This is a genomic window from Streptomyces sp. NPDC093801 (genome assembly GCF_040701585.1).
GTDB lineage: Bacteria > Actinomycetota > Actinomycetes > Streptomycetales > Streptomycetaceae > Streptomyces.
Genome location: NZ_JBFBDP010000008.1, coordinates 107,346 through 132,535, shown reverse-complemented (window position 1 = coordinate 132,535; position 25,190 = coordinate 107,346). Strand labels below are relative to the sequence as shown.

General features: G+C 74.8%; 17 protein-coding genes, 1 pseudogene and 1 riboswitch. Of the genes and pseudogenes, 5 read left to right on the top strand and 13 right to left on the bottom strand.

What is annotated here, in order from left to right:
- Window positions 1-42: 42 nt before the first annotated feature.
- From AB0469_RS11335 to AB0469_RS11325, 3 genes are read right to left on the bottom strand one after another with little or no spacing between them, the layout of a single operon-like run.
- On the bottom strand, window positions 43-1,248 hold the full coding sequence (locus tag AB0469_RS11335) for a nucleotide pyrophosphatase/phosphodiesterase family protein (RefSeq protein ID WP_366451091.1): 1,206 nt from the start codon (window positions 1,246-1,248) through the stop codon (window positions 43-45).
- Window positions 1,248-1,835, bottom strand: a complete 588-nt coding sequence (locus tag AB0469_RS11330; RefSeq protein ID WP_042819277.1) for a DUF5998 family protein — start codon at window positions 1,833-1,835, stop codon at window positions 1,248-1,250. The genes AB0469_RS11335 and AB0469_RS11330 overlap by 1 nt, the downstream gene beginning before the upstream one ends.
- Before the next feature lie 47 nt (window positions 1,836-1,882).
- Window positions 1,883-4,687: a GNAT family N-acetyltransferase gene (locus AB0469_RS11325; RefSeq protein WP_366451090.1), complete on the bottom strand. Its 2,805-nt coding sequence runs from the start codon at window positions 4,685-4,687 to the stop codon at window positions 1,883-1,885.
- A gap of 212 nt (window positions 4,688-4,899) precedes the next feature.
- Between AB0469_RS11325 and AB0469_RS11320 the strand changes: the two genes are divergently transcribed.
- Window positions 4,900-5,181 (top strand): HPr family phosphocarrier protein, encoded by a 282-nt coding sequence (locus AB0469_RS11320; protein ID WP_266842887.1) that lies wholly within the window; start codon window positions 4,900-4,902, stop codon window positions 5,179-5,181.
- 267 nt (window positions 5,182-5,448) lie between these two features.
- On the opposite strand, the gene AB0469_RS11315 is transcribed toward AB0469_RS11320, so the two are convergent.
- The 4 genes from AB0469_RS11315 to AB0469_RS11300 form a co-directional block, all read right to left on the bottom strand.
- On the bottom strand, window positions 5,449-6,114 hold the full coding sequence (locus AB0469_RS11315) for a GntR family transcriptional regulator (protein WP_366451089.1): 666 nt from the start codon (window positions 6,112-6,114) through the stop codon (window positions 5,449-5,451).
- Window positions 6,115-6,307: 193 nt separating this feature from the next.
- Window positions 6,308-7,114 (bottom strand): M23 family metallopeptidase, encoded by an 807-nt coding sequence (locus AB0469_RS11310; protein WP_366451088.1) that lies wholly within the window; start codon window positions 7,112-7,114, stop codon window positions 6,308-6,310.
- Window positions 7,115-7,126: 12 nt separating this feature from the next.
- Window positions 7,127-7,286, bottom strand: a riboswitch (cyclic di-AMP (ydaO/yuaA leader).
- A 215-nt stretch (window positions 7,287-7,501) separates the two neighbouring features.
- Window positions 7,502-8,869 (bottom strand): pitrilysin family protein, encoded by a 1,368-nt coding sequence (locus AB0469_RS11305; protein WP_366451177.1) that lies wholly within the window; start codon window positions 8,867-8,869, stop codon window positions 7,502-7,504.
- A gap of 20 nt (window positions 8,870-8,889) precedes the next feature.
- Window positions 8,890-10,236, bottom strand: coding sequence for a pitrilysin family protein (locus tag AB0469_RS11300; RefSeq protein ID WP_366451087.1), 1,347 nt, complete (start codon window positions 10,234-10,236; stop codon window positions 8,890-8,892).
- Window positions 10,237-10,442: 206 nt separating this feature from the next.
- Here AB0469_RS11300 and AB0469_RS11295 point away from each other — a divergent pair, with 206 nt between their 5' ends.
- Together AB0469_RS11295 and AB0469_RS11290 are read left to right on the top strand one after the other, a co-directional pair.
- The gene (locus AB0469_RS11295; RefSeq protein WP_366451086.1) at window positions 10,443-12,899 is read left to right on the top strand and encodes a DNA topoisomerase IV subunit A; all 2,457 of its coding nucleotides are present in this window, start codon (window positions 10,443-10,445) and stop codon (window positions 12,897-12,899) included.
- Window positions 12,900-13,000: 101 nt separating this feature from the next.
- A complete protein-coding gene (locus AB0469_RS11290; protein ID WP_366451085.1) occupies window positions 13,001-15,115 on the top strand; it encodes a restriction endonuclease in 2,115 nt (704 codons plus the stop codon).
- Between the two features lie 7 nt (window positions 15,116-15,122).
- Here AB0469_RS11290 and AB0469_RS11285 read toward each other — a convergent pair whose 3' ends face one another.
- Together AB0469_RS11285 and AB0469_RS11280 are read right to left on the bottom strand one after the other, a co-directional pair.
- Window positions 15,123-16,202, bottom strand: a complete 1,080-nt coding sequence (locus AB0469_RS11285) for a GTP-binding protein (RefSeq protein ID WP_366451084.1) — start codon at window positions 16,200-16,202, stop codon at window positions 15,123-15,125.
- Window positions 16,203-16,216: 14 nt separating this feature from the next.
- Window positions 16,217-17,383: a citrate synthase/methylcitrate synthase gene (locus AB0469_RS11280; RefSeq protein ID WP_366451083.1), complete on the bottom strand. Its 1,167-nt coding sequence runs from the start codon at window positions 17,381-17,383 to the stop codon at window positions 16,217-16,219.
- 55 nt (window positions 17,384-17,438) lie between these two features.
- Here AB0469_RS11280 and AB0469_RS11275 point away from each other — a divergent pair, with 55 nt between their 5' ends.
- Entirely contained in the window at window positions 17,439-18,707 is a 1,269-nt protein-coding gene (locus AB0469_RS11275) for a citrate synthase (RefSeq protein ID WP_366451082.1), read from the top strand.
- 69 nt (window positions 18,708-18,776) lie between these two features.
- Here the strand turns inward: AB0469_RS11275 and AB0469_RS11270 are convergent, their stop codons facing one another.
- The 4 genes from AB0469_RS11270 to AB0469_RS11255 form a co-directional block, all read right to left on the bottom strand.
- Complete coding sequence (locus AB0469_RS11270; RefSeq protein WP_366451081.1) at window positions 18,777-21,338, bottom strand: FtsX-like permease family protein; 2,562 nt, start codon at window positions 21,336-21,338, stop codon at window positions 18,777-18,779.
- A gap of 53 nt (window positions 21,339-21,391) precedes the next feature.
- Entirely contained in the window at window positions 21,392-22,174 is a 783-nt protein-coding gene (locus AB0469_RS11265) for an ABC transporter ATP-binding protein (protein WP_366451080.1), read from the bottom strand.
- A 148-nt stretch (window positions 22,175-22,322) separates the two neighbouring features.
- Window positions 22,323-23,000 carry a response regulator transcription factor gene (locus AB0469_RS11260; protein ID WP_366451079.1) on the bottom strand — a complete coding sequence of 226 codons (678 nt, stop codon included), beginning with the start codon at window positions 22,998-23,000 and terminating at the stop codon, window positions 22,323-22,325.
- A complete protein-coding gene (locus AB0469_RS11255) occupies window positions 22,997-24,751 on the bottom strand; it encodes a histidine kinase (protein ID WP_366451078.1) in 1,755 nt (584 codons plus the stop codon). The genes AB0469_RS11260 and AB0469_RS11255 overlap by 4 nt, the downstream gene beginning before the upstream one ends.
- Before the next feature lie 158 nt (window positions 24,752-24,909).
- Between AB0469_RS11255 and AB0469_RS11250 the strand changes: the two are divergent.
- Window positions 24,910-25,171 (top strand): annotated as a pseudogene (locus AB0469_RS11250) (cupin); the annotation flags it as partial.
- Window positions 25,172-25,190: the final 19 nt, after the last annotated feature.

Genomic DNA, 25,190 nt, shown 5'->3' with positions numbered 1-25,190 from the left:
CGTGGGCGGGAGAGGAGGGGTGGGGCGGGGGAGCGTGCGGGCTCAGGTGCGGACTTCGAGCAGCGGGACCAGCTGTTCGGCGGCCGTCATGGAGCCGTGCATGCCGGTGAGGGCCGATTCGTTGGGCTCGTTGCGGGAGGCGGTGATCGCGACGTCGGCCTGGGCCGCGGCGATCACGTCGCCGATCCGGCCGAGCACGCGTTCGTCGCACTCCCCCGGCGCCCCGAACCAGCCCAGTTCCAGGGCCTCTTCGCGGCTCGCGACCCAGAAGCGGTCGCCGAGCACCTCGCGCCAGACGGTCAGCACGTCGGCCTCGGCGCCGGGCACCGCGTAGACGTGCCGGGCGCGGCCCTCGCCGCCGAGCAGGGCGACTCCGGCGCCGAGCTCCCAGTCCTCGTCGAAGTCGATGCGGGAGTCCTCGTCGAAGGGGACGTCCACCATGCCGTGGTCGGCGGTCACGTAGAGCGCGGTGCGCGGCGGCAGCTGCTCGGCGAGCCGCTGCACGAGCCGGTCGACGTACATGAGCTGGCCGCGCCAGGCGTCCGAGTCCACGCCGTGGCGGTGTCCGGCCCCGTCGAGCTCGCTGTAGTACGTGTAGACGAGGGAGCGCTCCGCGGCAGCGAGCTGGAGCGCGGCGAGGTCCATCCGCTCCTCGCCGGTCATCCGGCCGTGGAAGGTGCCGCCGCTGAGGGCGATCTGGGTGAGCGGGGTGCTCTGGAAGTTCGGGGCGGACACCTGGGCCGTGTGCACGCCGGCCGCGTCCGCGAGCTGGAAGACCGTCGGGTACGGCTGCCAGGTCTTGGGCGGGGTCCACGGGTGCCAGCGGAGCTGGTTCATCAGCTCGCCGGAGGCCGGGTTGCGCACGGCGTAGCCGGGCAGTCCGTGCCGGGCGGGCGGCAGGCCGGTGCCGACGGAGGCCAGGGAGGTGGCGGTGGTCGCCGGGAACCCCGCGGTGATCGGCCGGCCCGTGCCGCCGCGCGAGCTCGCGAGGAGGGAGGCCAGGAAGGGGGCGTACTCCGGGTGGGCCTTGATCTGCTCCCAGCCCATGCCGTCGACCAGGAAGACGCAGTTGCGGTCGGCGGGGGTCAGCTCGGCGAGCCCGGCGGCGAGGCCGGGCACGCCCTGGCCGGCCGCCAGGGTCGGCAGCAGGTCCGCGAGCGAGCCGGTGCCGTACTGCGGGACCGGGGCGCCGGCGAGATCGAGGAGTTCCGGTTCGTCCTGCCAGTTCGGCGGCACGGAGTAGGACATCAGCGGGTGGTGGCCGCGGTGGCCTCGGAGAGCGCCTGGGCGAAGAGCAGCGTCTGGCGGACCGTCTCGGGGCCGTCGCCGGCCTCGCTGACGCGGAGGCTGAGGTCGTCGGCGGTGGAGTTGCCGGTGTAGCCGTGGTCGGAGTCGCAGTTGGGGTCGCCGCAGGCGGCGGGCTCCAGGTCGATGCGCGAGACCGCGCCCCAGCCGATGGTCAGGACGACCTCGCGGGGCAGCTGGCCGGGCGTGTAGGACTCCGGGTTGGCGACGACGCGGCTGAGCACCACGGAGGAGATCGTGCCGAGCTTGACCGACTCGGTCGAGGTGGTCGCGTACGGGGACGGGGACCCGGCGTCGGCGGCCTGCTCGTCGGTGTGGCTGACGATGAACCGGGTGTCGGTGAGGACCAGCACGGTCACGTGCCGGCGCACCTCGTTGGAGTCGAAGGTGGTCTCCTGGTGGACCACGTACGACGAGACCGGCTCGCCGCCCACCGCGGCCTCCACGGCCTCGGCCACGAGGGCCGGGTAGTAGCCGCTGCGCTCGATCGCCGCGCGCAGCCCCTGGGTCGTCGTACCGGATTTCGCCATGAGGTCCATCCTAAGGCCCGTACGGGGTCCCCCTACCTGCCCGTCGCTCAGTAGCTGGGCAGGGTCCGCGGGCCGAGGTCGGTCCGCGCGGGCGGATGGGCGACGCGCACGGTGGCACTGAGCACGGAGAGGCCCTCCGTGGCGACGACGACCGGCTCCAGGGAGATCCCGGTCACCTCGGGATGGTCGTCCACCAGCCGGGACAGCCGCAGCAGCAGCTCCTCCAGGGCGGGGGTGTCGACGGGGTCGCTGCCCCGCCAGCCGAAGAGGAGGGGCGCGGCGCGCAGGGAGCGGACCAGTCCGGCGGCGTCGCGGTCGGTGGCGGGGACCAGGCGGTGCGCCGTGTCGCCGAGCAGCTCGGAGGGGACCCCGGCGAGCCCGAAGGAGAGGACCGCTCCGGCGGCGGGGTCGACGACGGCGCGGACGACGGTGTCCACCCCGCGCGGGGCCATCGTCTGGACGACGGGCAGGAGCTCGGCGGGCTTGCCGAGGGCCTCGGTGAGCTCCTCGTACGAGCGGCGCAGCTCGGCCTCGGTGGTGAGGTCGAGGCGTACGCCGCCCAGGTCGGCGCGGTGGCGCAGGTGCGGGGCGGTGGTCTTGAGGGCGACGGGGTAGCCGAGGACCCGGGCGGCGCGGACGGCGGCGTCGGCGCTGGGGGCGGGCAGGGTGGGCAGGACCGTGATGCCGTAGCGGGCGAGCAGCTCGCGGGCGGCGTTCTCGTCCAGGGTCAGCGCGGCCCCCTCGCCGATCCCGGCGACGAGGGCCGCGAGCTGGGCGGCGGCGCCGCCCTCGTCGATGTCCTCGTACTCGGGGACGTGCCGGACGTCGGCGTTGGCCCGGCGCCACTCGGCGTGGCGCACGGCTTCGGCGAGGGCCTTCACGGCCCGCTCGGCGGCGGGGTAGGCGGGGATCCGGCCGTGGGGGGCGGGGGCGCCGGAAGGCGCGCCGGCGGGGGCCGGACCGCGGGGTGCGGCGGGGGCGGCGGGCGGCGGGGCGGGCGCGGGGACGGTGGCCCGGGCGGCGGAGAGGGCCTCGACCAGATCGCCGAGCTCGACGTGGACGACGGCGACGGGCTTGCCGGGGACCTGGGCGACGGCTTCGCGCAGGGCCTCGGCGAGGTCGTCGGCCAGGGCCCGCTCGCCGACCCAGGGGATGGCGGTGACGACGACGGCGTCGCAGTCCTCGGAGGCCAGGGCGGCGGTGAGGGCGGTGCGGAAGTCCTCCGGGGTGGCGGCGGTGGTGAGGTCGAGCGGGGGCGACGGCCGCAGCCCCTCGGTCAGGCAGGCGTCGTACGTGAGCACGCCGAGGGACTCGGAGTTGCCGAGGATGGCCACCCGGGGGCCGGCCGGCAGCGGCTGCCCGGCCAGCAGGAGCCCGGCGTCGACGAGCTCGGTGACGGTGTCGACCCGGATGACGCCGGCCTGCCGCATCAGCTCGGAGACGGTGGCTTCGGGGAGCCGGGTCCCGGGGACGACGTGCCCGGCGGGGGTGTGGCGGCCGCCGAGGGCGACGACGAGGGGCTTGACGGCGGCGGTGCGGCGGGCGAGGCGGGTGAACTTGCGGGGGTTGCCGAGGGTCTCCAGGTACATCAGGGCCACGTCCGTGGCCTCGTCCTCGTACCAGTACTGGAGGATGTCGTTGCCGGAGACGTCCGCCCGGTTGCCGGCGGACACGAAGGAGGACAGCCCCCCGCCGCGCCGCAGCAGTCCGGACAGCAGGGCGATGCCGATGGCCCCGGACTGCGTGAACAGGCCGATCCGCCCGCGGGCGGTGGCGGGGGCGGGCGCGAGGGAGGCGTTCAGCTCCACCTCCGGCGCGGTGTTGATCACGCCGAAGGCGTTGGGCCCGATGAGCCGCATGCCGTACGAACGCACCTGCCGGACCAGTTCGCGCTGCCGGGCCAGGCCGGCCGGGCCGCTCTCCCCGTACCCGGCGGACAGCACCACCAGCCCCTGCACGCCGTGCTCCCCGCAGGCCGCGACGGCGTCCGGCACCCGCTCGGCGGGCACGGCGATCACGGCGAGGTCCACGGGGGCGCCGATGTCCGCGACGGTGCGGTAGGCCCGCACCCCGTCCAGCAGGTCCCCCTCCATGCCTGCCGCCCGGGCCTCGTTCACGGCGTAGAGGTGCCCCCGGAAGCCCCCGTCGCGCAGGTTGCGCAGCGCGGCGGCGCCCACCCCGGATCCGGAGCGGCTGACGCCGATCACCGCGACCGAGCCGGGGGCCAGCAGCCGCTGGACGGAGCGGGCCTCGGCGCGCTGTTCGCGGGCGCGCTGGACGGCGAGGGACTCGGCGGTGGGTTCGAGGTCGAGGGTGAGGTGGACGGAGCCGTCCTCGAAGCTGCGCTTCTGCTGGTAGCCGACGTCCGTGAACACCTTGATCATCTTGGTGTTGGCGGGCAGCACCTCGGCGGCGAAGCGCCGGATGCCGCGCTCCCGCGCCACGGCTCCGATGTGTTCGAGCAGGGCGGAGGCGACCCCGCGGCCCTGGTGGGCGTCCTGGACCAGGAAGGCCACCTCGGCCTCGTCTGCGGGGGCGGAGGCGGGCCGGCCGTCGGGGCCGATGCGGTCGAAGCGGACGGTTCCGATGAACTCCCCGCCGATGGTGGCGGCGAGGCCGACGCGGTCGACGTAGTCGTGGTGCGTGAAGCGGTGCACGTCGCGGTCGGAGAGGCGGGGGTAGGGGGCGAAGAAGCGGTAGTACTTCGACTCGTCCGAGACCTGCTCGTAGAAGCTGACCAGCCGCCCGGCGTCCTCGGTCGTGATGGGGCGGATCCGGGCGGTGCCGCCGTCGCGCAGCACGACGTCCGCTTCCCAGTGGGCCGGGTACGAGGGGTCCGACGCGGTGGTCATGGGGCCAGCCTAAGGGCAGGATCCGGCCGGGCGGCCGGGCGCCGCCGACAGGCCGGGCGGCGCGTACGCCGGGAATGAGGCGTACCGGGACGGATCAGTGCAAAGCTGAGCGGGGCCGAACGGCCGCGGGGTCGGGCCGAAGGCCGGTCCGAGCATTCCGGGTGACGTGAGAGACTGGTCTAGACAACCACGAGAACCTGAAGGGCATCACCATGGCAGAGCGCCGCGTCAACGTCGGCTGGGCCGAGGGCCTGCACGCTCGTCCCGCCTCGATCTTCGTCCGCGCGACGACCGCTTCCGGCGTCCCCGTGACCATCGCGAAGGCGGGCGGCGACCCCGTCAACGCCGCTTCCATGCTGGCGGTCCTGGGCCTGGGCGCCCAGGGCGGCGAGGAGATCGTCCTCGCGTCCGAGGCCGACGGCGCGGAGGCCGCGCTGGACCGCCTCGCGAAGCTGGTCGCGGAGGGCCTGGAGGAACTCCCCGAGACGGTCTGATCCCTTCGTCTCCACCCGAAGCCGCGGTCCCGCCGTCCTGGGGCCGCGGCTTCGTGCCGTCCCGGCGGCCCGGCGGCCAGCCGGCGCCCGCGCCCAGCGGTCCCCGGCCCCCGGCCCCCGGCCCCCGGCCCCCGGCCCCCGGCCCCCGGCGATAATCGCTCAGCCGGAAATACCCGTCGGCGGACCCGTACCGCCGGAATTGGCCGGAACGCACCGGCGCAACCGAAAAGAAATTCCACCGCGGATCCCTTTTCTACGCGCCCCGCGTTAATTCCGGCCACCCGCCGCGTTTACGGCACGTTGCAAAGTCCTCACCTTCGGCCGGAAAGCGCCCGACGCCCGCTCCGCGTGCAGCGCGGCCAGCGCACGGGCCCGTTCCGCGTCCCCCCGGGCCACCGCGTCCACGAGCGCCCCGTGCTCCGCCCAGGAGTCCGCCGGCCGCACGGGCGCCCCCACCTCGTACATCCAGGCGATCTTGCGCCGGGTCTGCGTCAGCAGCGCGATCAGCCCGGGGCTGCCGGACGCCTGGGCCAGGGTTTCGTGGAACCAGCTCCCCAGCGCCCGCAGGTCCTCCCCCTGCGCCCTCCTGGCCCGCTCCTGACCCAGCCGCACCAGCCCCCGCAGCACCTTCAGGTGCGCCTCGGTGCGCCGCCGGGCCGCGCGGGAGGCGGCCAGCGGCTCCAGCAGCATCCGCAGCTCCAGCAGGTCGGCCGCCTCCTGCTCGCCCGGCTCCGCGACGCACGCCCCGGCGTGCCGCCGCGTGGTGACGAACCCCTCGGACTCCAGCGTGCGCAGCGCCTCGCGCACCGGCACGCGCGAGACCCCGTAGCGGCGGGCCAGCACCTCCTCGGTCAGCCGGCCGCCCGGCCCGAAGAAACCGGAGACGATATCGTCACGAATGGCTGTGCACACCGCGTGCGCCGGAATACGCAAGGCCGGACCTCCGCTGGGTTTCGTTCCGATCGACCGTGCCGTGATGCGACTCTATTGCAACACGTGCGGATTTCCGAGAAAGCCCGGAAATCCGGAACGGGGGAACGCGCGGAACGGCGGAAACCCGCGGAACCGGCGGAACGGAGAAGGCCCCGGCTCGGGGAGCCGGGGCCTTCTTCGAAGAGGGACGGGGTCAGATGCCGACACCGTGCTGGCGCAGGTAGGCCAGGGGGTTGATGTCCGTGCCGTAGGTGGCGCCGGTGCGGGCCTCGAAGTGCAGGTGCGGGCCGCTGGAGTTGCCGGTGGAACCCGACAGGCCGATCTGCTGGCCCGCGGAGACCGTCTGGCCGACCGAGACGCTCAGCGAGTTCATGTGCCCGTACTGGGTGTAGGTGCCGTCGTTGTGGCGGATCACGACGTTGTTGCCGTAGGCGCCGCCCCAGCCGGCCTCGACGATGGTGCCCGCACCCACCGCGTGGACGACGGTGCCCTCGTCGGCGTGGAAGTCGATGCCGGTGTGGCTGCCGGAGGACCACATGCCGCCGCCCGCGCCGTACTGGGTGCTGACGTAGGAGCCGGTGATCGGGGCCACGAAGGTGTTGAGGCGCTTGCGGGCCTCTTCCTGGGCGGCCTTCTCGGCGGCCTCGCGCTCGGCCTTCTCCTTGGCCTCGGCGGTGCGCTTCGCCTCGGCGGCGCGCGTCTTGGCGTCGGCCTCGGCCTGCGCCTGGGCCGCGACGGCCTCGGCGGCGCTCTGCTGGGTCTCGGCCTGGGTCTCGATGTCGTCCTGGAGGCCGTCGGCGACGACGACGGCGTTCAGCGCGCCGGTGTCCTCGAGGGACGGGCCGCCGTGGGAGTCGGCGGCGAAGGCCGGGGCCGCCAGGGTGCCGACCACGCCCGTGGTGGCGAGGGCGGCTATGCCGGCGTAGCCGGCGGTCTTGCGGCTCAGACGGCTCGAACCGCGGTGCTTACCGGAACCGGCTGCACGACTGCCAAACGCCATGGCGGGGGTGATCCTTTCCTTCCCTCTCGCCTACCGGGTTAGCTGACGGGTTCGGAGCAGGAAGGTCTCCTACGGGCCCCCTCTGGCGAGGCGGTCCGATTCACCCCAGGGACTGATGTGGGTCCCCGGCTCCCCAGGCTCGCGCCTGACGGGGACTCGGCGATCGCTGCCCGGTGCCGCGGGTGCGGCTGGCACAAGTGACGGACAGCACGCCTGACGCTAGGCGGATCATCAGTCAATCGCCAAACAGACGCGCGGATTTGTTGCGTACGCCACACCACATACCTGAAACCACACCACTAAACGGACAAAGGGGGCCCGGTGGATGCTCCACCGGACCCCCTCGGAAACAGGCCGACCGCCGGTCAGTTGCCGGTCGGCCGCCGGTCAGTTGGTGACGACCGTGACCTCACCGATGCCGAGGGCCAGGACCGGCTCCTCGATCTGCGCCGCGTCGCCCACGAGGATCGTGACCAGCCGGTCCACCGGGAAGGCGTTCACGACCGCCGAAGTGGCCTCCGCCGTACCGGTTTCGGCCAGCCGCGCGTACAGCCGCGCCTGGTAGTCGTCCGGCAGCTCCTGCTCGACCTGGTCGGCGAGGGTCCCGGCCACCGAGGCGGCCGTCTCGAACTTCAGCGGGGCCACGCCCACCAGGTTCTGCACCGCCACGTCCCGCTCGGCGTCCGTCAGGCCCCCGGCGGCGAGGGTGCGCAGCACCTGCCACAGGTCCTCCAGCGCCGGACCGGTGTTGGGGGTGTCCACCGAGCCGCTGATGGCGAGCATCGAGGCGCCCGTGCCGTCGGCCGTGGAGCGCAGCACCTGGCCGAAGGCGCGCACGCCGTACGTGTAGCCCTTCTCCTCGCGCAGCACCTTGTCCAGGCGGGAGGTCAGGGTGCCGCCGAGGCAGTACGTGCCCAGGACCTGGGGGGCCCAGACGATGTCGTGCCGGTCCGGGCCGATCCGGCCGATCAGCAGCTGCGTCTGGACCGCGCCGGGCCGGTCCACGATGATCACGCGGCCCGTGTCGTCGGCCGTCACCGGGGGCACCGGCCGGGGCGCGGCGGTGCCGCCCGTCCAGGCGCCCAGGGTGTCGGCGAGGACGGCGTCCAGGTCGATGCCGGTCAGGTCGCCGACGACCACCGCGGTGGCGGTCGAGGGGCGCACGTGGGCCTCGTAGAAGGCGCGGACGGCGGCGGAGTCGATCCGCGCGACCGTCTCCTCGGTGCCCTGGCGGGGGCGGGACATGCGCAGCGCGGCCGGGAACAGCTCCTTGGAGAGCTCCTTGGCGGCGCGGCGCTGCGGGTTGGCCTGCTCGTGCGGGATCTCGTCCAGCCGGTTGCGCACCAGCCGGGCGACCTCGCCGTCGTCGAAGGCGGGCGCGCGCAGCGCCTCGGCGAGCAGCCCGAGGGCCTTGGGCAGGCGGGAGGCCGGGACCTCCAGGGAGACGCGCAGGCCGGGGTGGTCGGCATGGGCGTCGAGGGTGGCGCCGCAGCGCTCCAGCTCGGCCGCGAACTCCTCGGCGGAGCGCTTGTCGGTGCCCTCCGACAGGGCGCGGGCCATGATCGTGGCCACTCCGTCGAGGCCGTCGGGCTCGGCGTCGAGCGGGGCCGCGAGGTTGACCTCGACCGCGACGACCCGCTGGCCGGGGCGGTGGCAGCGCAGCAGGGTCAGGCCGTTGCCGAGGGTGGAGCGCTCGGGGGCGGGGAAGGCCCACGGCGTGGGCTCGCCGGCCTGCGGCTGCGGGTGGAAGTCCATCGTGACGGCTGCGGTGTCGCTCACTGCTCCGCCCCCTCGTTCTCGTCGCTCTCGTCGTTCTCTTCGGCGCCGGGCAGCGGCTCGTAGACCAGGACCGCGCGGTTGTCGGGGCGCAGCCGGGCGGCGGCCACGGCCTGCACCTCCTCGGCGGTGACGTCCAGGACGCGCTGGACGGCCGTCAGCGCCAGCTGCGGGTCGCCGAACAGCACCGCGAAGCGGCACAGTTCGTCGGCCCGGCCGGCGACGGTGCCCAGCCGGTCCAGCCACTCGCGCTCGAGCTGCGCCTGCGCGCGCTCCATCTCGTCGGCCGTGGGGCCCTCGGCGGCGAACCGGGCGAGCTCCTCGTCCACGGCCGCCTCGATGGCGGGCACCTCGACGCCGCTGGAGGTCTTGACGTCCAGCCAGCCCATCGAGGGCGCGCCGGCCAGGCGCAGCAGGCCGAAGCCGGCCGCGACGGCGCTCTGGTCGCGGCGGACCAGGCGGTTGTGCAGGCGGGACGACTCGCCGCCGCCGAGGATCGTCAGCGCCACGTCGGCGGCGTCGCACTCGCGGGTGCCGTCGTGCGGCAGGCGGTAGGCGGCCATCAGCGCGCGGGCCGGGACCTCCTCCACGATCTCCTCGCGGAGCTGACCGCCCATGGTCTCGGGCAGGCTGCCGTCGCGGGGCGGCTGCTTGCCGTCGTGCGCCGGGATGCTGCCGAAGTACTTCTCGACCCAGGCCAGGGTGCGCTCGGGGTCGATGTCGCCCACGACCGACAGGACGGCGTTGTTGGGCGCGTAGTACGTGCGGAAGAAGTTCCGGGCGTCCTCGAGGGAGGCGGCGTCCAGGTCGGCCATGGAGCCGATCGGGGTGTGGTGGTACGGGTGGCCGTCGGGGTAGGAGAGGGCCGTCAGGCGCTCGAAGGCCGTGCCGTACGGGACGTTGTCGTAGCGCTGGCGGCGCTCGTTCTTGACGACGTCGCGCTGGTTCTCCATGGAGTCCTCGTCCAGGGCGGCGAGCAGCGAGCCCATGCGGTCCGCCTCCAGCCACAGGGCGAGCTCCAGCTGGTGGGCCGGCATCGTCTCGAAGTAGTTGGTGCGCTCGAAGCTCGTGGTGCCGTTGAGCGAGCCGCCGGCACCCTGGACGAGCTCGAAGTGCCCGTTGCCGGGTACGCTCGCCGAGCCCTGGAACATCAGGTGCTCGAAGAGGTGAGCCAGACCGGTCCGCCCCTTGACTTCGTGCCGGGAGCCGACGTCGTACCAGAGGCAGACGGCGGCGACCGGGGTGAGGTGGTCCTCGGACAGCACCACGCGCAGGCCGTTGGCCAGCCGGTGCTCGGTCGCTGTCAGGCCGCCGGAGCCGGCCTGAGCTGTGGCCGTGTGACCCATGGGCATGTGGTCCCTTCGATCGCGATGCAGAGATTCCCTATCGACCTGCCACTGTATGCAAGCGCGCAGGTGCACGGAGAAGTTCCCGGCCTCTCACCTGGGTCGGAGTCGGCGTTGTCGGTGCCTGGGGCCACAATGGTCGGCGTCGACCCCGTCGCACACCCCCGCACGTACACCCCCCGATCTTGGTTAGGAGCGCCGCAGCGATGGCCCGCCGCAGCACGAAGACCCCGCCGCCGGAGGATTTCGAGGAGAAGATCCTCGACATCGACGTCGTCGACGAAATGCAGGGCTCCTTCCTCGAGTACGCGTACTCGGTGATCTACTCCCGGGCCCTGCCGGACGCCAGGGACGGCATGAAGCCCGTACACCGGCGCATCGTCTACCAGATGAACGAGATGGGCCTGCGCCCCGACCGCGGGTACGTGAAGTGCGCCCGCGTCGTCGGCGAGGTCATGGGCAAGCTCCACCCGCACGGCGACCAGTCGATCTACGACGCCCTCGTGCGCATGGCCCAGCCCTTCTCGATGCGGCTGCCGCTGGTCGACGGCCACGGCAACTTCGGTTCGCTCGGCAACGACGACCCGCCGGCCGCGATGCGCTACACCGAGTGCAAGATGGCCGACGCCACGTCGCTGATGACGGAGTCGATCGACGAGGACACCGTCGACTTCGCCGCCAACTACGACGGCCAGGAGCGCGAGCCCGTCACCCTGCCCGCCGCCTACCCGAACCTGCTGGTCAACGGCACGTCCGGGATCGCGGTCGGCATGGCCACCAACATGCCCCCGCACAACCTGGGCGAGGTCGTCGCGGCCGCCCGCCACCTGATCCGGTACCCGGACGCGGGCCTGGAGGCGCTGATGCGCTTCGTGCCGGGTCCCGACCTGCCCACCGGCGGGCGCATCGTGGGCCTCTCCGGCATCAAGGACGCCTACGAGAACGGCCGCGGCACGTTCAAGATCCGCGCGACGGTGTCCGTGGAGGACGTGACGGCGCGCCGCAAGGGCCTGGTCGTCACCGAACTGCCCTTCACGGTCGGCCCCGAGAAGGTCATCGCGAAGATCAAGGACCTGGTCGGCTCGAAGAAGCTCCAGGGCATCGCCGACGTCAAGGACCTCACCGACCGCGCGCACGGCCTGCGCCTGGTCGTCGAGATCAAGAACGGCTTCCACCCGGAGGCCGTGCTGGAGCAGCTGTACAAGCTGACGCCGATGGAGGAGTCCTTCGGCATCAACAACGTCGCGCTGGTCGACGGGCAGCCGCTGACGCTGGGCCTCAAGGAGCTGCTGGAGGTCTACCTGGACCACCGCTTCGAGGTCGTGCGCCGGCGCAGCGAGTTCCGCCGCGGCAAGCGGCGCGACCGGCTGCACCTGGTCGAGGGCCTGCTGGTGGCCCTGCTCGACATCGACGAGGTCATCCGCCTGATCCGGGACAGCGACAACTCCGCGCAGGCCAAGGAGCGCCTGATGGAGCGCTTCTCGCTGAGCGAGGTCCAGACCCAGTACATCCTGGACACCCCGCTGCGCCGGCTCACCCGCTTCGACCGGATCGAGCTGGAGTCCGAGCGCGACCGGCTGACCGGCGAGATCGAGGAGCTGACCCGGATCCTGGACTCGGACGCCGAGCTGCGCAAGCTGGTCTCCTCGGAACTGGCCGCGGTCGCCAAGAAGTTCGGCACCCCGCGCCGCACGGTGCTGCTGGAGTCGGCGGGCACGGCCGTCGCCGCGGTGCCGCTGGAGGTCGCGGACGACCCCTGCCGGGTGCTGCTGTCGTCCACGGGCCTGCTGGCCCGTACGGCCAACGCCGATCCGCTGCCGGTCGACGAGGGCTCCGCCCGCGCCAAGCACGACCTGGTCGTCTCCCAGGTGGCGGCGACCGCCCGGGCCGACGTGGGCGTGGTGACCTCGTACGGCCGCCTGCTGCGGCTCTCGGTGATCGACCTGCCGCAGCTGCCGGACACGCACGCCGCGCCGAGCCTGGCGGGCGGGGCCCCGGTCTCGGAGTTCGTCTCCGGGCTGGAGGCCGACGAGACGGTGGTCTGCCTGACCTCGCTGGACGAGTCCTCGCAGGGCCTGGCCCTGGGCACCGAGCAGGGCGTGGTCAAGCGGGTCGTGCCGGACTACCCGGCGAACAAGGACGAGCTGGAGGTCATCACCCTCAAGGAGGGCGACCGGATCGTCGGCGCGGTCGAGCTGCGCACGGGCGAGGAGGACCTGGTCTTCATCACCGACGACGCCCAGCTGCTGCGCTACCCGGCCGGCCAGGTGCGCCCCCAGGGCCGCCCGGCGGGCGGTATGGCGGGCATCAAGCTCTCCGGGAACGCCAAGGTGATCCACTTCTCGGCGGTCGACCCGGCCCGGGACGCCCAGGTGTTCACGGTGGCGGGCGCGCAGGGGACGCTCGACGGCGCCCCGGCCTCGGGCAAGCTGACCCCGTTCGACCAGTACCCGCGCAAGGGCCGCGCGACCGGCGGTGTGCGCTGCCAGCGGTTCCTGAAGGGCGAGGACATGCTGGTGCTGGCGTGGGCGGGCAACGCCCCGGCCCGCGCGGCCGCCGCGAACGGCGACCCGGCCGCGCTCCCGGCCCCGGACCCGCGCCGCGACGGCTCGGGCGCGGCGCTCCCGGCCGTGGTCGCGGTGCTGGCGGGTGCGGCGCTGTAGGACCGGACGGCGGCGTTCGGGTGGTGCGACCCCGGGGACGTACCACCCGAATGCCGACTAGTGTTTTCCTTCCTGGCGTTGGTGGGGGGAGTACACAGCTGATGAGTCGTCGGGCGGGCGGAGTGATCGGGGACTGGGCCGAGGCCCAGCGCCGGCAGCAGCAGACACAGCTGATCCAGCAGCGGGAGGCCGAGCGCCGCGAGCGCGCCTACGAGCGGGACGCGAACCGCAGCCACCGGCAGTACCGCGAGGCCGAGGCGGTGCGCCGCACCGCCGAGATCGACGCCGAGGTGGAGGCCCTCAAGCGGCTGCTGGTCGCGGGATGCGGGGCGCCGGCGTTCCGGATGTCCTCCCTGGTGCGGCCCGAATGGCTGGAGCCCTTCGACCCCGGGGCGCTCGGTCAGCCCGTGCCGATGCCCCGCATCGAGGAGTTCCGGCAGCAGGGCGGCGGCTGGTCGCCCGGCTCGCACCAGCGGGCGCAGGCGGAGCGGGAGGCGCACGACCGGTACACCGCCGCCTGGCAGGCGGCGAACGCCGCGGAGGCGCAGCGCCGGCAGCAGCTGGCGGCCTACCGCCGGCAGTACGACCGGTGGGCCGAGGAGCAGCTCGCCGGGGTGCGCGCCCACAACAGCGGCCTCGCCGCCCTGGCCGATGCCCTGCGCGCGGGCGGTGCCGACGCCGCGGTGGAGTACTTCTCGGCCGCCCTGTACGCCTCGACGGCCTGGCCCGAGGCACTGCCCCGCCAGGTGTCGGCGGCCTACGACCCGGCGGCGCGCCAGCTGGTGCTGGACTGGGAGCTGCCCGGGTTCGCGGTGGTGCCGGAGGCCAGGTCGGTGCAGTACCTGCCGAGCACGGACCAGGACAAGGTCAGGCCCCGCCCCGTCACGGAGCGCCGCGCGCTGTACCGGGACCTGCTGGCGCAGTGCATGCTGCTGGTGGTGCGGGAGTTGTACGCGGCGGACGAGTTCGGCGTTCTGGACTCGGTCGTCGTCAACGGGTTCGTGGACTGCCACGACCCCGCCACCGGGCAGGAGGCGCGGTTCGTCCTGTCCACCGTGCCGGCGGGGCGGACGGCCTTCGCGGGGCTGCGCCTGGAACAGGTCAGCGCGGTGGACTGCCTGGTGTCGGGGCTGGGCGGGCAGCTGTCGTCGCGCCCCGACCAGCTGACGGAGGTACGTCCGGGGCGGCGGCCCGACGAGGTCGGCGACGTCGTCAGCCACGGGGGGCACACCGGAGGCGACGAGGACGAGCCGGACCTCTTCACCATGGACCCGATCGTCTTCGAGAACCTGGTCGCCGAGCTGTTCCGGGCGATGGGCATGGAGGCGGTGACGACCCAGCGCTCCGGCGACGGCGGCGTGGACGTGGAGGCGGTGGACCCGGCCCCGATCCGGGGCGGGCGGATCGTGGTGCAGGTCAAGCGCTACCGCAACACCGTCCCGCCGACGGCGGTACGGGACCTGTACGGCACGGTCCAGGACAAGGGGGCGAACAAGGGGGTGCTCGTCACCACCGCGTCCTTCGGGCCCGGGTCGTACACCTTCGCCAACGGCAAGCCGCTGGAGTTGGTTCCCGGGGCGGAGCTGGTGGAACTGCTGCACCAGTACGGGCTCCGCGGACGCCTCGGGCCCGGCACCGGCGGCGGCCGCCCGGCCCCCGGGGCGCCCGCGCCGGCCTCCCCGGCGCCGACCCTCGTCGACACGCCGTCGGCCGCCGACTCCGCCGGCTCCGCCGACCACAACGTGCTGGGCATGTACTGGTCGGGGGCGGTGGCGCTCGACGTGTGCGCGCTGGTCTGCACGGGCAGCCGGGTGCTGAGCGAGGAGCACTTCGTGTTCTTCAACAACCCCCGCACGCCGGACGGCTCGGTCCGCGCCCGCCCGCACTCCGCGCCGGACAAGGCCGCCGTCGAAGTGGCCTTCGACGCGCTGCCCGCGCGGGCCGACCGCCTGGTGCTGGTGGCCGCCGTGGACCCCGAGGTCAATCCGGAGGCGGACCTGGCGGGCTTCACCGACGCCCACATCCGGCTGCTGGACGCGGCGGGCGGGGAGCTGGGCCGCCTGGAGGTGTCCGACGGCCGCGCCGGTGAAACGGCCCTGGTGCTGGGTTCGTTCCGGCGCCGGGCGAATGGGGACTGGGACTTCGTGATCGGCGGCAAGGGCTACCGCGACGGGCTGGAGGCCCTGCTGGGCGACTTCGGCGTCGAGGTCGCGTAGACCTCCTCTAGACGTCCTCCACGGAGGCGTCCTGCGGCGGCCCGGGCACGTAGCGCAGCACTCCCCACATGCTGTCCGGGAGGGACCGCCCGGGGTCCGCCTCCCGGCAGGCCTCCAGTCCGTCCCGCAGGGCCGGGCCGTCGACGCCCTTGCCGATCAGGACGAGCCGCGTGCCGCGCGGCTCGCCCCGGCCCCAGGGGCCGGGGTCGAAGCGCAGGAAGCGGCCGACCGCGTGGACCTCGTAGCGCTCCTGGTGGCCGGGGACGCCGAACCAGACGAAGCCCTTGATCCGGTAGAGCCCGGCGGGGCGGCGGTCGAGGAAGTCGATGAACCGGCGCGGGGAGAGGGCCTGGTCGGTGGTGAAGGAGACGCTCTCGTAGGCCGCGTGGGCGTGTGCGCCGTGGTCCTCGTCCCCGTCTGCGTGCTCCCCGGCCTCCGCCAGCAGGTCCTCGAAGGAGAGCTGGCCCCGGGTCTCGGTCCAGGGGCGGCGGTCGAAGAGCAGTTCCGGGTCGATCCGCCCGTGGTCGGCGCCCACCAGCGGGGTGCCGGGGGCGGCGAGCGCGGCGAGTTCCGCCTCGATGCGGGCCCGTTCGGCGACGGCGACCCGGTCGGTCTTGTTGAGCACGACCAGGTCGGCGACGGCCAGGTGGCGGTCGGTCTCCGGGTGCGCGGCCCGGGTCGCGTCGAACTCGGCGGCGTCGACGACCTGGACGAGGCCGCCGTAGCGGACGGCCGGGTTCTCGTTGGCCACCAGCATCCGGACCATCTCCTGGGGCTCGGCGAGCCCGCTGGCCTCGATGACGATGACGTCGATCCGGTGGACGGGCGCGGCGAGCTTCTCCAGGTACGCGTCCAGCTCGCTGCCGTCGACGGCGCAGCACAGGCAGCCGCCGCCGAGGGAGACCATCGAGTCGCCGACCTGGCCGGCCACCGACATCGCGTCGATCTCGATCGAGCCGAAGTCGTTGACGACGACCCCGATCCGGGTGCCCCCGCGGTGGGCGAGGAGGTGGTTGAGGACCGTGGTCTTGCCGGAGCCGAGGAATCCGGAGAGGACGACGACGGGGATGGGCTGGACGCTGTTCACCCGGACGATCGTAGTCAGCCCAGCGGGGGGACCGGCCGGGGCGGGGTGGGGCCGGTGTAGCGCGCGGCGGGGCGGATGATCTTCGAGTCGGCGGCCTGCTCCAGGACGTTCGCGCTCCAGCCGACCACGCGGGCCGCGCAGAAGGTCGGGGTGAACATCTCGCGGGGCAGCCCGCACAGCTCCATGACCACGCCCGCGTAGAACTCCACGTTGGTGTGCAGCTCCCGGCCCGGCTTGAGCTCGGCGAGGATCTCCTCCACCTGGCGCTCGACCTCCACGGCGAACTCCACGAGCGGCCCGCCGAACTGCCGGGCGATGTCCCGCAGCATCCGCGAGCGCGGGTCCTCGGTGCGGTAGACGGGGTGCCCGAAGCCCATGATCCGGTCCCCGGCCAGGACCCGCTCCCGGATCCAGGGGCCGATGCGGTCGGCCGTGCCGATGGCGTCCAGGGTGTCCAGGGCCCGGCTGGGCGCTCCGCCGTGCAGCGGTCCGGAGAGGGCACCGATGGCGCCGGTGAGGCAGGCCGCGACGTCGGCGCCGGTGGAGGCGATGACGCGGGCGGTGAAGGTGGAGGCGTTGAAGCCGTGGTCGACGGTGGAGATCAGGTACCGCTCGACGGCGCGGGCCTTGACGGGGTCGGGCTCCTCGCCGGTGAGCATCCACAGGTAGTTGACGGCGTACGGGAGGTCGTCGCGCGGCTCGACCGGCTCCAGGCCCTGTCCGAGCCGGTGCAGGGCGGTGAGCAGGGTCGGTACGGCGGCGCAGGCGGCGAGCGCGTCGGCGGCCCGGCGGCCGGGGTCCAGGTCGTAGACGGGGCGGAAGCCGGCGCAGGCGCCGAGGAGCGAGAGCGCGGTGCGCAGGCCGGCCAGGGGTCCGGAGAGGGCGGTGGCCCGGGCGAGGGCGGGCAGGGCGTCCCGGACCTCGGCGGGGAGGTGGCGCAGCGGGACGGTCTCGGCGGTGAAGGCGGCCCGCTCGGCGTGGCCGGCGGGGAGGGCGCCGCGGAACATCAGGTGCCAGACGTCCTCGAAGGTGCGGGACGCGGCGAGTTCCACGGCCGAGTACTGGCGGTAGTGGTAGAAGCCTTCGCGTCCGCGGACGTCACCGAGTCCGGTCTCGGTGACCACGACTCCCGCGAGACCGCGGGGTACTTCGACGGTGGTGTTCATGGATCGACCATCCATCTTTGATTGGATCCATGTCAATATTGATTCAATCAACATATGTATGCTGACCGTCATGAGTGACCATCCGCCCGGCTCCTCCTCCGGCGCCCCCGTGGAGGACGTCCCCCGCCGGATCACCACGCAGGAGGCCGCCCGGCTCCTCGGGGTGAAGCCGGCGACCGTGTACGCCTACGTCAGCCGGGGCCAGCTCGACAGCCGCCGCGACGCGGTCGGGCGGGGCAGCACCTTCGACGCCGCCGAGGTGGAGGCCCTGGCCCGGCGCAGCCGCCGCGAGGCGGCGGGGCCCGCCGCCCCGGAGCCGGCCGTGCGCACGGCGCTGACCCTCATCGAGCCCGGGGCGGACCGGTACTGGTTCCGCGGCGTCGACGCCGTGGAACTGGCCTCCCGGTACTCCTACGAGGAGGTCGCCGAGTGGCTCTGGACGGGGACCCTGGTGCGCGGGGCCCGGTTCACCGCTCCACCGGAGCCGCTCGCCGCCGCCCGGCGCGCGGTGGCCGCGCTGCCCGAGCACAGCGGCCCCCTGGACCTCCTGCGGGTCGCGGTGGCCGCCGCCGCGGTCGCGGACCCGCTGCGCTTCGACCTGTCCGGGGCGGCCGTCCTCGGTTCGGCGCGCTGCCTGGTCCCCACGCTGGTCGGCGCCCTGCCCGAGGTGTCCCCGCAGGACCCGGGCGACGGGCGGCTCGCCCGGCGGCTGTGGTCCCGGCTGACCGCGCAGGAACCGGAGCCCGCGGCGGTGGACGCGCTGGACCTGGCACTGGGCCTGCTGGTCGACCACGACCTGGCCGCCTCCACCCTGGCCGTACGGGTCGCCGCCTCGGCCCGGGCCCACCCCTACGCGGCGGTCTCGGCGGGGCTCGGCGCCCTCGAAGGCCCCCTGCACGGGGCGGCGGGCCGGCTCGCGCACCGGATGCTGGCGGAGGTCCTGGAGCGGGGCGGGGCCGCGCCGGTCGTGGCGGAGTACCTGCGGGCGGGCCGGCGGGTGCCGGGCTTCGGCCACCGCCTGTACCAGGGCGAGGACCCCCGGTCCCGGGCGCTGTCCGGGCGGCTGGAGGGGCTCCCCCGCGCGGGCGCCGCCCTGGGCGCGGCGCGGGAGGTGGCGGGGGTGATGGCCCGCCACGGCCTGCACCCGAACGTGGACCTGGCGCTCGCGGCGCTGACGCTGTCCTGCGGGATGGCCGCCGAGGCCGGGGAGACCGTCTTCGCGGTGGCCCGTACGGCGGGCTGGATCGCGCACGCGCTGGAGGAGTACCAGGAACCGCCGCTGCGGATGCGCCCGAGCGGCCAGTACACGGGCCCGCGCCCGCCCCGCCCGGTCCCCTGACCCTCGGCTCCCCGGGGGCGGCGCCACCGCCCGGCGATCTCCCGCGCCCGGGCGCGACGGGAGGAGGGTTCAGCCGCCGGACACCGCGCGCAGCGGGCCGAGCGCGGCCGCCCGCCGGGCCGGGAGCGCCGCCGCCGCGGCGCCGGCCCCGAGCGAGAGGACGACGACCAGGGCGAGGGTCCCCCAGGGGACGGAGAACGCGTACTGCGGAATGGCCCCGTTGGCGAGTCCGCTCACCTTCCACGCCCCGAACAGGCCGCCGGCCAGGCCCAGCAGGGTGCCGTAGGCGGCGACGGCGAGCGCTTCGAGCACGATCATCCGGCGGACCGCGCCGCGGTCCATGCCGAGCGCGCGCAGGACGCCGATCTCCCGGGTGCGTTCGGCGACCGACATGGCGAGGGTGTTGACCATGCCGAGGGCGGAGATGACCACGCCGATGGCGAGCAGCCCGAAGACCATGCCCATCAGGTCGCCGGCGACACCGGCCTGTTCGCGGACGAGCCGGTCGCGGTCCTGCACCTTCAGCAGGGGGCTGTTGTCGACGGCGCCGCGCAGCCGCTTCTCCATGTCCGCCGCGCCCGGTCCGGTGCGTACGAGGACGCGCTGGACGGAGTCGCGCAGGAAGCCGTGCGCCTGGACGTCGTCCCGGTGGGCGAGGACGTCCCGGGCGGTGGGGTTGTCCTCGTAGATCCCGACGACGGTGAAGGTACGGTCGCGCTCGCCCTGCCCGGGGCCGATGCCGCCCTCGATCCGCCCGCCGGTGGCGAGCCGGTTCTCCCGGGCGAAGCTGCGGGAGACGGCGATCCGGCCCGGCCCGATGGCGGCGGCGGATCCGCTGGTGAAGCGGAGTTCCATGACCTCCCCCACGGTCTTCGGGTCGACGCCGGAGACCTCCCGGGCGAGGGCTCCGGCCGAGAAGGTGGAGTCCGCGACGGCCGAGGCCGTCGACACCCCGGGCAGCGCGGCGACCCGCCGGACGGCGGCCGCGTCGATGGCCGTGGTGGTGCCCCGGGTGCTGATGACGTAGTCGGCGCTGAGGCCGGCCGCGGCCTGGGAGTCCAGGGCCCGGCTGGAGGAGTGCTCGATGACGGCGAGTCCGCAGACCAGCGCGGTGCTGATCGTCAGGGCGGCGGCGGTGGCCGCCGTACGGCGGGGGTCGCGCAGGGCGTTGTCCCGGGCCAGGTCGCCCGCGACCCCGAAGCGGGCGCTGAGGCGGCCGAGGAGGCGGATCACCGGGCCCGCCAGCAGCGGGGCCAGCAGGAGCAGCCCGGTGACGAGGATCCCGCAGCCGGCCATCGCCGTCCGCAGGTTCCCCTCCGAGGCGTCCTCGGCTCCGTCCAGCGAGAGCAGCAGCCCGGCACCAATGAGGAGGCCGGCCGCGCCGGCCGCGCCCCGGATCCGGGACAGGGCCGCGGAGGGCGGCTGCTCGGCGGTGCGCAGGGCCTCGACGGGCGCGGTCCGGGCCGCCCGGCGGGAGGGCAGCCAGGCGGCGAGGACCGTGACGCCGACGCCGACGGCCAGGGAGGCGAGCACCGGGGCGGGGCCGACCACCAGCGGCCCCCGCGGCAGCGGTTCGTCCGCGCCGCCGAGGACATCGGGCAGGACGGTGGCGACGCCGAGTCCGAGGGCGAAGCCGAGCACGGACGCGACGAGCCCGATAAGGGCCGCCTCGGCGAGCACGGAGGCGACCACCTGTCGGCGGGTGGCACCGATCGCGCGCAGCAGCGCGGTCTCCCGGGAGCGCCGGGTGACGAGCATGGTGAAGGTGTTGACGATGAGGAAGGAGCCGATGAACAGCGAGACCACGGCGAAGACCAGGGGCAGCCGGGAGTAGCTGCGGGTCCGGGTGTCGATGAAGACCGACTGCCGTTCGGCCAGCGCCTTCGCGGTGGTCGCCTCGGCCCGGCCGGCCGGCAGCAGCGCGGAGACGCGCCGGGCGAGCTCGTCCGGGTCGGTGCCGGGCGCGGCGGACAGGTCGATGCCGGTGTAGCGGCCCGGGGTGGCGAACAGCCCCTGGGCGGTGGCCCTGTCGAGGACGGCGAGGGTACCGCCGGCGGTGACCCGGGGGTCGGTGGTCGAGACGATGCCGACCAGCCGCAGCCGCAGGACGGGGCCGTCGGTGGCCAGTGCGACGGTGTCGCCGAGGGAGTATCCGCCGGCGGCGGCGGTGCCCCGGTCGAGGGCCACCTCGCCCGCGGTGCGCGGGGCGCGGCCGGCGGTCAGCGGGTGGCGGCCGTCCGTGCCGTCGGGGCCGGGGACGTAGGCGGCGGCCAGCTTCCCCATCGTGTTGCCCGCGCGCAGCGGGCTGCCGTCCTTGGCGGAGAGGGTGGCCGAGCCGTCGACGGCCGGCCGGGCCGCGGCGACGCCGGGGACGGCCGCCAGCCTGGCCACGAGCGCGTCGTCGAGGACGGACTCGCGCTGGTCGGCGGGGGCGCCGAGGGGGTACGCGGGATCCACGGAGACCGCGGTCCCGGCGTGGCTGCGGGCCAGCGAGGCGCGGTAGGCGGCGGCGGTGGAGTCGGCGAAGACGAGCGAGCCGGAGATGAAGGCGACCCCGAGGCAGACCGCGAGGACGGTCATGGCCAGACGGGCCTTGTGCGCGAGGACGTTGCGCAGGGCTGTTCGCAGCATGGCGGGCTTTCAGGAGGTGTGGCGCGGCGGACGGGAGGGCGCGGCAGGGGTGGTCAGGAGGCGCGGCCCCGGGCCTCGAAGGCGAGCATCCGGTCGAGCACGGCGCCGGAGGTCGGCCCGTGCAGCTCGTCCACCAGGCGGCCGTCGGCGAGGAACACGACCCGGTCGGCGTGGGCGGCGGCCACCGGGTCGTGGGTGACCATCACCACGGTCCGGCCCAGCTCCCGCACCGAGTCGCGGAGGAAGCCGAGGACCTCCGCGCCGGAGCGGGAGTCGAGGTTGCCGGTCGGCTCGTCGGCGAACACGATCTCCGGCCGGGACGCCAGTGCGCGGGCCACCGCCACGCGCTGCTGCTGGCCGCCGGAGAGCTCGGCGGGGCGGTGCGCGAGCCGGCCCCCGAGTCCGACCGTGGCGACGACCGTGTCCAGCCAGGCCGCATCGGGCCGCCGGCCGGCCAGCCTCAGCGGCAGGGTGATGTTCTCCAGCGCGGTGAGGGTGGGCATCAGGTTGAAGCCCTGGAAGACGAACCCGACCTTCTCGCGCCGCAGCCGCGTCAGCCGGCGGTCGTCGAGGGAGGACAGCTCGACACCGCCGATACGGGCCGACCCCGAGGTGACGGGGTCCAGGCCGGCCATGCAGTGCATCAGCGTGGACTTGCCGGAGCCGGAGGGGCCCATGACGGCGGTGAACCGGCCGCGGGCGAAGTCCACGGACACCGCGTCCAGTGCGGTGACGCGGGTCTCGCCCTTTCCGTACGTCTTGGTCAGGCCGCGGGCGCGGGCGGCCGGCTCCGTGACGTCGGCGCCGGAGGGGGAAGGGGGGAAGGTCTGCGACATGCATCCATCGTCAAGCCGCTGACCTGCACAGACATCGTCCTGGAGGCGGGAGTTGCGCTCTGCCGTAGGTCGGGGTCCGGCCGGCTTCCCTCTGCCGGAAGACAGAGGTCGCGGCGGCGGACACCCGTCCCGGGAGGGGTGTGGGAGCTCAGGGGGCCAGGCCGGTCCGGTGGGCCAGCAGCGCCGCCTGGACCCGGCTCGTCGATCCGGTCTTGTCGAGGACGGCGCCCACGTGGCTCTTCACGGTGCCGGTCCCGATGCCGAGCCGGGCGGCGATGTCCTGGTTCGACAGGCCCTCACCGAGCATGGCCAGGACCTCCCGCTCCCGGCCGGTCAGCCTGGCGATCCGGTCGTCCGCCTCCGGGCCGTCGGCGCCGCGCGGCGGGGCGGCGGTCAGCATCCGGGAGATGACCGCGCCGGTCACCCCCGGGGAGAGCACGGCGTCCCCGGCTGCGGCCGCCCGTACCGCGCTGATCAGCTCCTGCGGGCCCTCGTCCTTCAGCAGGAACCCGGCGGCGCCCTCCCGTAGCGCCCGCAGGACGTTCTCGTCGTCGCCGAAGGTCGTCAGCATCACCACGCGCGGCGCGGGATCGAGGGCGAGCAGCGGGGCGATCGAGGCCAGCCCGTCGCAGACCGGCATCCGGATGTCCAGCAGGACGACGTCCGGGTGGTGCGCGGCGGCCAGTTCGACGGCCTGCCGTCCGTCGGGGGCCTCGGCGGCCACCTCGATGCCGTCGGCGTGCCGGAGGATCAGGCGCACCCCGGCGCGGATCATGGCCTCGTCGTCGGCGAGCAGGACGCGGATCGGGTGGGCGGGCGCGGTCACGGGATCTCCCAGGGTGTGGCGTCCCGGACCGACGGGACGGTGAATCGGTCGACGGCGACGAGGCGCTGCCCCGTGTCGAAGCAGTAGCGGGCGATGGTCAGGGAGCCGGGGCGGGACTCGGTGGCCCCGTTGAACGGGTAGACGCAGCCGGCCGCGCCGGGCGGGCGCGGCGGTTCCCGGCCGGCGGCCGCGGCCCGGACCGCCGCGTTGTCGGTGACGCCGGCGCCCATCACGTCGCCGTAGGTCATGCCGACCCGGGGCAGCGGGCGCGGTCCGGCGTCCCGGTGCGGGGCGGTGGCGTACACGAAGAGGGTGCCGAGGGCCATCAGCACGCACAGCGCCGCCAACCCGAGGGCGAGCGTCAGCGCCTGCGCGGTGCCGCGTTCGGCCGGGTCGCCGGTCCGGGCGGCCGCGGCGGGTGCCGGGTCGCCGGTCCGGGCGGCCGCGGCGGATGCCGGGTCGCCGGCTCCGCGCACCGGGACGGCCCCGCCAAGGGCCCGGTCGGCGGCGGCGTCCGGGTCCCCTTCCGCGACCTCCCGCCGGGGCGCGGGGGCGTCACCGGGTTCGGCCGGGAGCACCGCCTCCACCCCGAAGCCGCCGGACGGCAGCGGAGCTGCGGTGAAGCCGCCGCCGAGCAGTTCCACCCGCTCCCGCAGGCCGGTGAGCCCGCGTCCGGTGCCCAGGCCGCCCGCCGGTGCGGGGGCCGTGGGCGGGGCGCCGTTGCGGACGGTGACGCGTACCGACTCCTCACCGTGCTCGACGGTGACGGCGACGTGCGCCGCGCGCGCGTACCGGTGCACGTTGGTCAGTGCCTCCCGCACCACCCGGTGCACCGCCCGCCGGACGGGTGTCGGACGGGTGTCGAGGTCCGGTCCCGTCCAGTCGAGGCGTACGGCGACCCCGCCGTCCCGGGACTCCGCCACCAGCGCCTCGACGTCGGCGCGGGTGCCGGTGGCGTCGGTGAGGGCCTCCGGCCCTGTGTCGCGGCCCAGCGGGCCGAGCACCCCGAGGGCCTGGCGCAGCTCGCGCATGGCGTCGCGGGTGGTCCGCCGCACCAGGACGGCTTCCTCGCGCAGTTCGGGGTCGGCGTGCTCCAGGGCCAGTTCCAGGCCTCCGGCGTGCAGGGAGATCAGGCTCAGCCGGTGCCCCACCAGGTCGTGCATCTCGGCGGCGATCCGGGAGCGCTCGTGGATGCGGGCCTCGCTGTCGGCGAACCGGCGCGCCCGCTCCGCCGCGTCGCCGCGCTCGCGCAGCGCCCGCACGAGGCGCCGCTGCTGCCCGTACGAGGTGCCGACCAGGCCCGGGACGAGTACGGCGGTAGGCGTCAGGACCAGCCCGAGCGCCGGGCCGTACGGCAGCGGTCCCGGACCGAGCCAGGGCGCGGCCACCGTCGCGCACACCACCAGCAGGGCGGCCGCAGCCGCCAGCAGCCGGGCCCGCCGCCGCGCCCGGACCGTCCGCCGGGCCACCGTGTACGCCGTCGCCGCGGTGGCCGGGCCGACGCAGGCGGCCAGGCCGGTCAGCGCGGCCAGGACCAGGAGGACGGCCGCGGGGAAGCGGCGGCGCAGCGGGAAGAGGGCCGCGCCGAGCGCCAGGGCGGGCAGCTGGAGGTACGGGCGCGGGAGCATCCCGGTGTACGCGACCGCCACCCACACGCCCAGCCCGGCGAGCAGCACCCAGGCCGCCTCCGCCACCGCGCGCACGGGTCCCCGGAGCGGACGACGAAGACGGAAGGGACGAGTGCTCACCACGCTGACCAGTATCGATACCGAATCCGGCGACGGCATGCGCCTCACGGCCGATCCGCTCCTCTGCCAAAAGGCAGAGGGCACACCCTTCGGCCCCTCTCCGCACTCCGTCTCCAAGAGGGTTCCAATAGCCTCGCATGAGCCCGCGCCGAAGCTCGCCCCGGGTGGTGACGGCCGGCCGCGGCGACCTCGTCGTCGTCGCGCCCGGCCTCGGTCACGCCTTCGCCGCCGCCCCCGGCGGGAACGCCGGGATCCTGATCGTCGTCGCCCCTGGCGTCGAACGGTTCGGGTGCTTCCGCCGCCTGGAGCGCATCGCCCGCGGGAAGGTGCCGCGCGAGTCCCTGCTGGAGCCTGCTGGAGGTCCAGGAGCTCTACGACACCTGGTTCACCCGCAGCGAGCCCCGGGGTGCGGCCCGGCGGTGACCGGGCCGCACCCCGGTCA

What these genes read in the sequence shown, in the direction of transcription:
- AB0469_RS11335 (WP_366451091.1), bottom strand. Translation starts at nt 1,248, where the DNA reads ATGTCCTACTCCGTGCCGCCGAACTGGCAGGACGAACCGGAACTCCTC.
- AB0469_RS11330 (WP_042819277.1), bottom strand. Translation starts at nt 1,835, where the DNA reads ATGGCGAAATCCGGTACGACGACCCAGGGGCTGCGCGCGGCGATCGAG.
- AB0469_RS11325 (WP_366451090.1), bottom strand. Translation starts at nt 4,687, where the DNA reads ATGACCACCGCGTCGGACCCCTCGTACCCGGCCCACTGGGAAGCGGAC.
- AB0469_RS11320 (WP_266842887.1), top strand. Translation starts at nt 4,900, where the DNA reads ATGGCAGAGCGCCGCGTCAACGTCGGCTGGGCCGAGGGCCTGCACGCT.
- AB0469_RS11310 (WP_366451088.1), bottom strand. Translation starts at nt 7,114, where the DNA reads ATGGCGTTTGGCAGTCGTGCAGCCGGTTCCGGTAAGCACCGCGGTTCG.
- AB0469_RS11305 (WP_366451177.1), bottom strand. Translation starts at nt 8,869, where the DNA reads ATGGACTTCCACCCGCAGCCGCAGGCCGGCGAGCCCACGCCGTGGGCC.
- AB0469_RS11300 (WP_366451087.1), bottom strand. Translation starts at nt 10,236, where the DNA reads ATGGGTCACACGGCCACAGCTCAGGCCGGCTCCGGCGGCCTGACAGCG.
- AB0469_RS11295 (WP_366451086.1), top strand. Translation starts at nt 10,443, where the DNA reads ATGGCCCGCCGCAGCACGAAGACCCCGCCGCCGGAGGATTTCGAGGAG.
- AB0469_RS11290 (WP_366451085.1), top strand. Translation starts at nt 13,001, where the DNA reads ATGAGTCGTCGGGCGGGCGGAGTGATCGGGGACTGGGCCGAGGCCCAG.
- AB0469_RS11280 (WP_366451083.1), bottom strand. Translation starts at nt 17,383, where the DNA reads ATGGATGGTCGATCCATGAACACCACCGTCGAAGTACCCCGCGGTCTC.
- AB0469_RS11275 (WP_366451082.1), top strand. Translation starts at nt 17,439, where the DNA reads ATGAGTGACCATCCGCCCGGCTCCTCCTCCGGCGCCCCCGTGGAGGAC.
- AB0469_RS11270 (WP_366451081.1), bottom strand. Translation starts at nt 21,338, where the DNA reads ATGCTGCGAACAGCCCTGCGCAACGTCCTCGCGCACAAGGCCCGTCTG.
- AB0469_RS11265 (WP_366451080.1), bottom strand. Translation starts at nt 22,174, where the DNA reads ATGTCGCAGACCTTCCCCCCTTCCCCCTCCGGCGCCGACGTCACGGAG.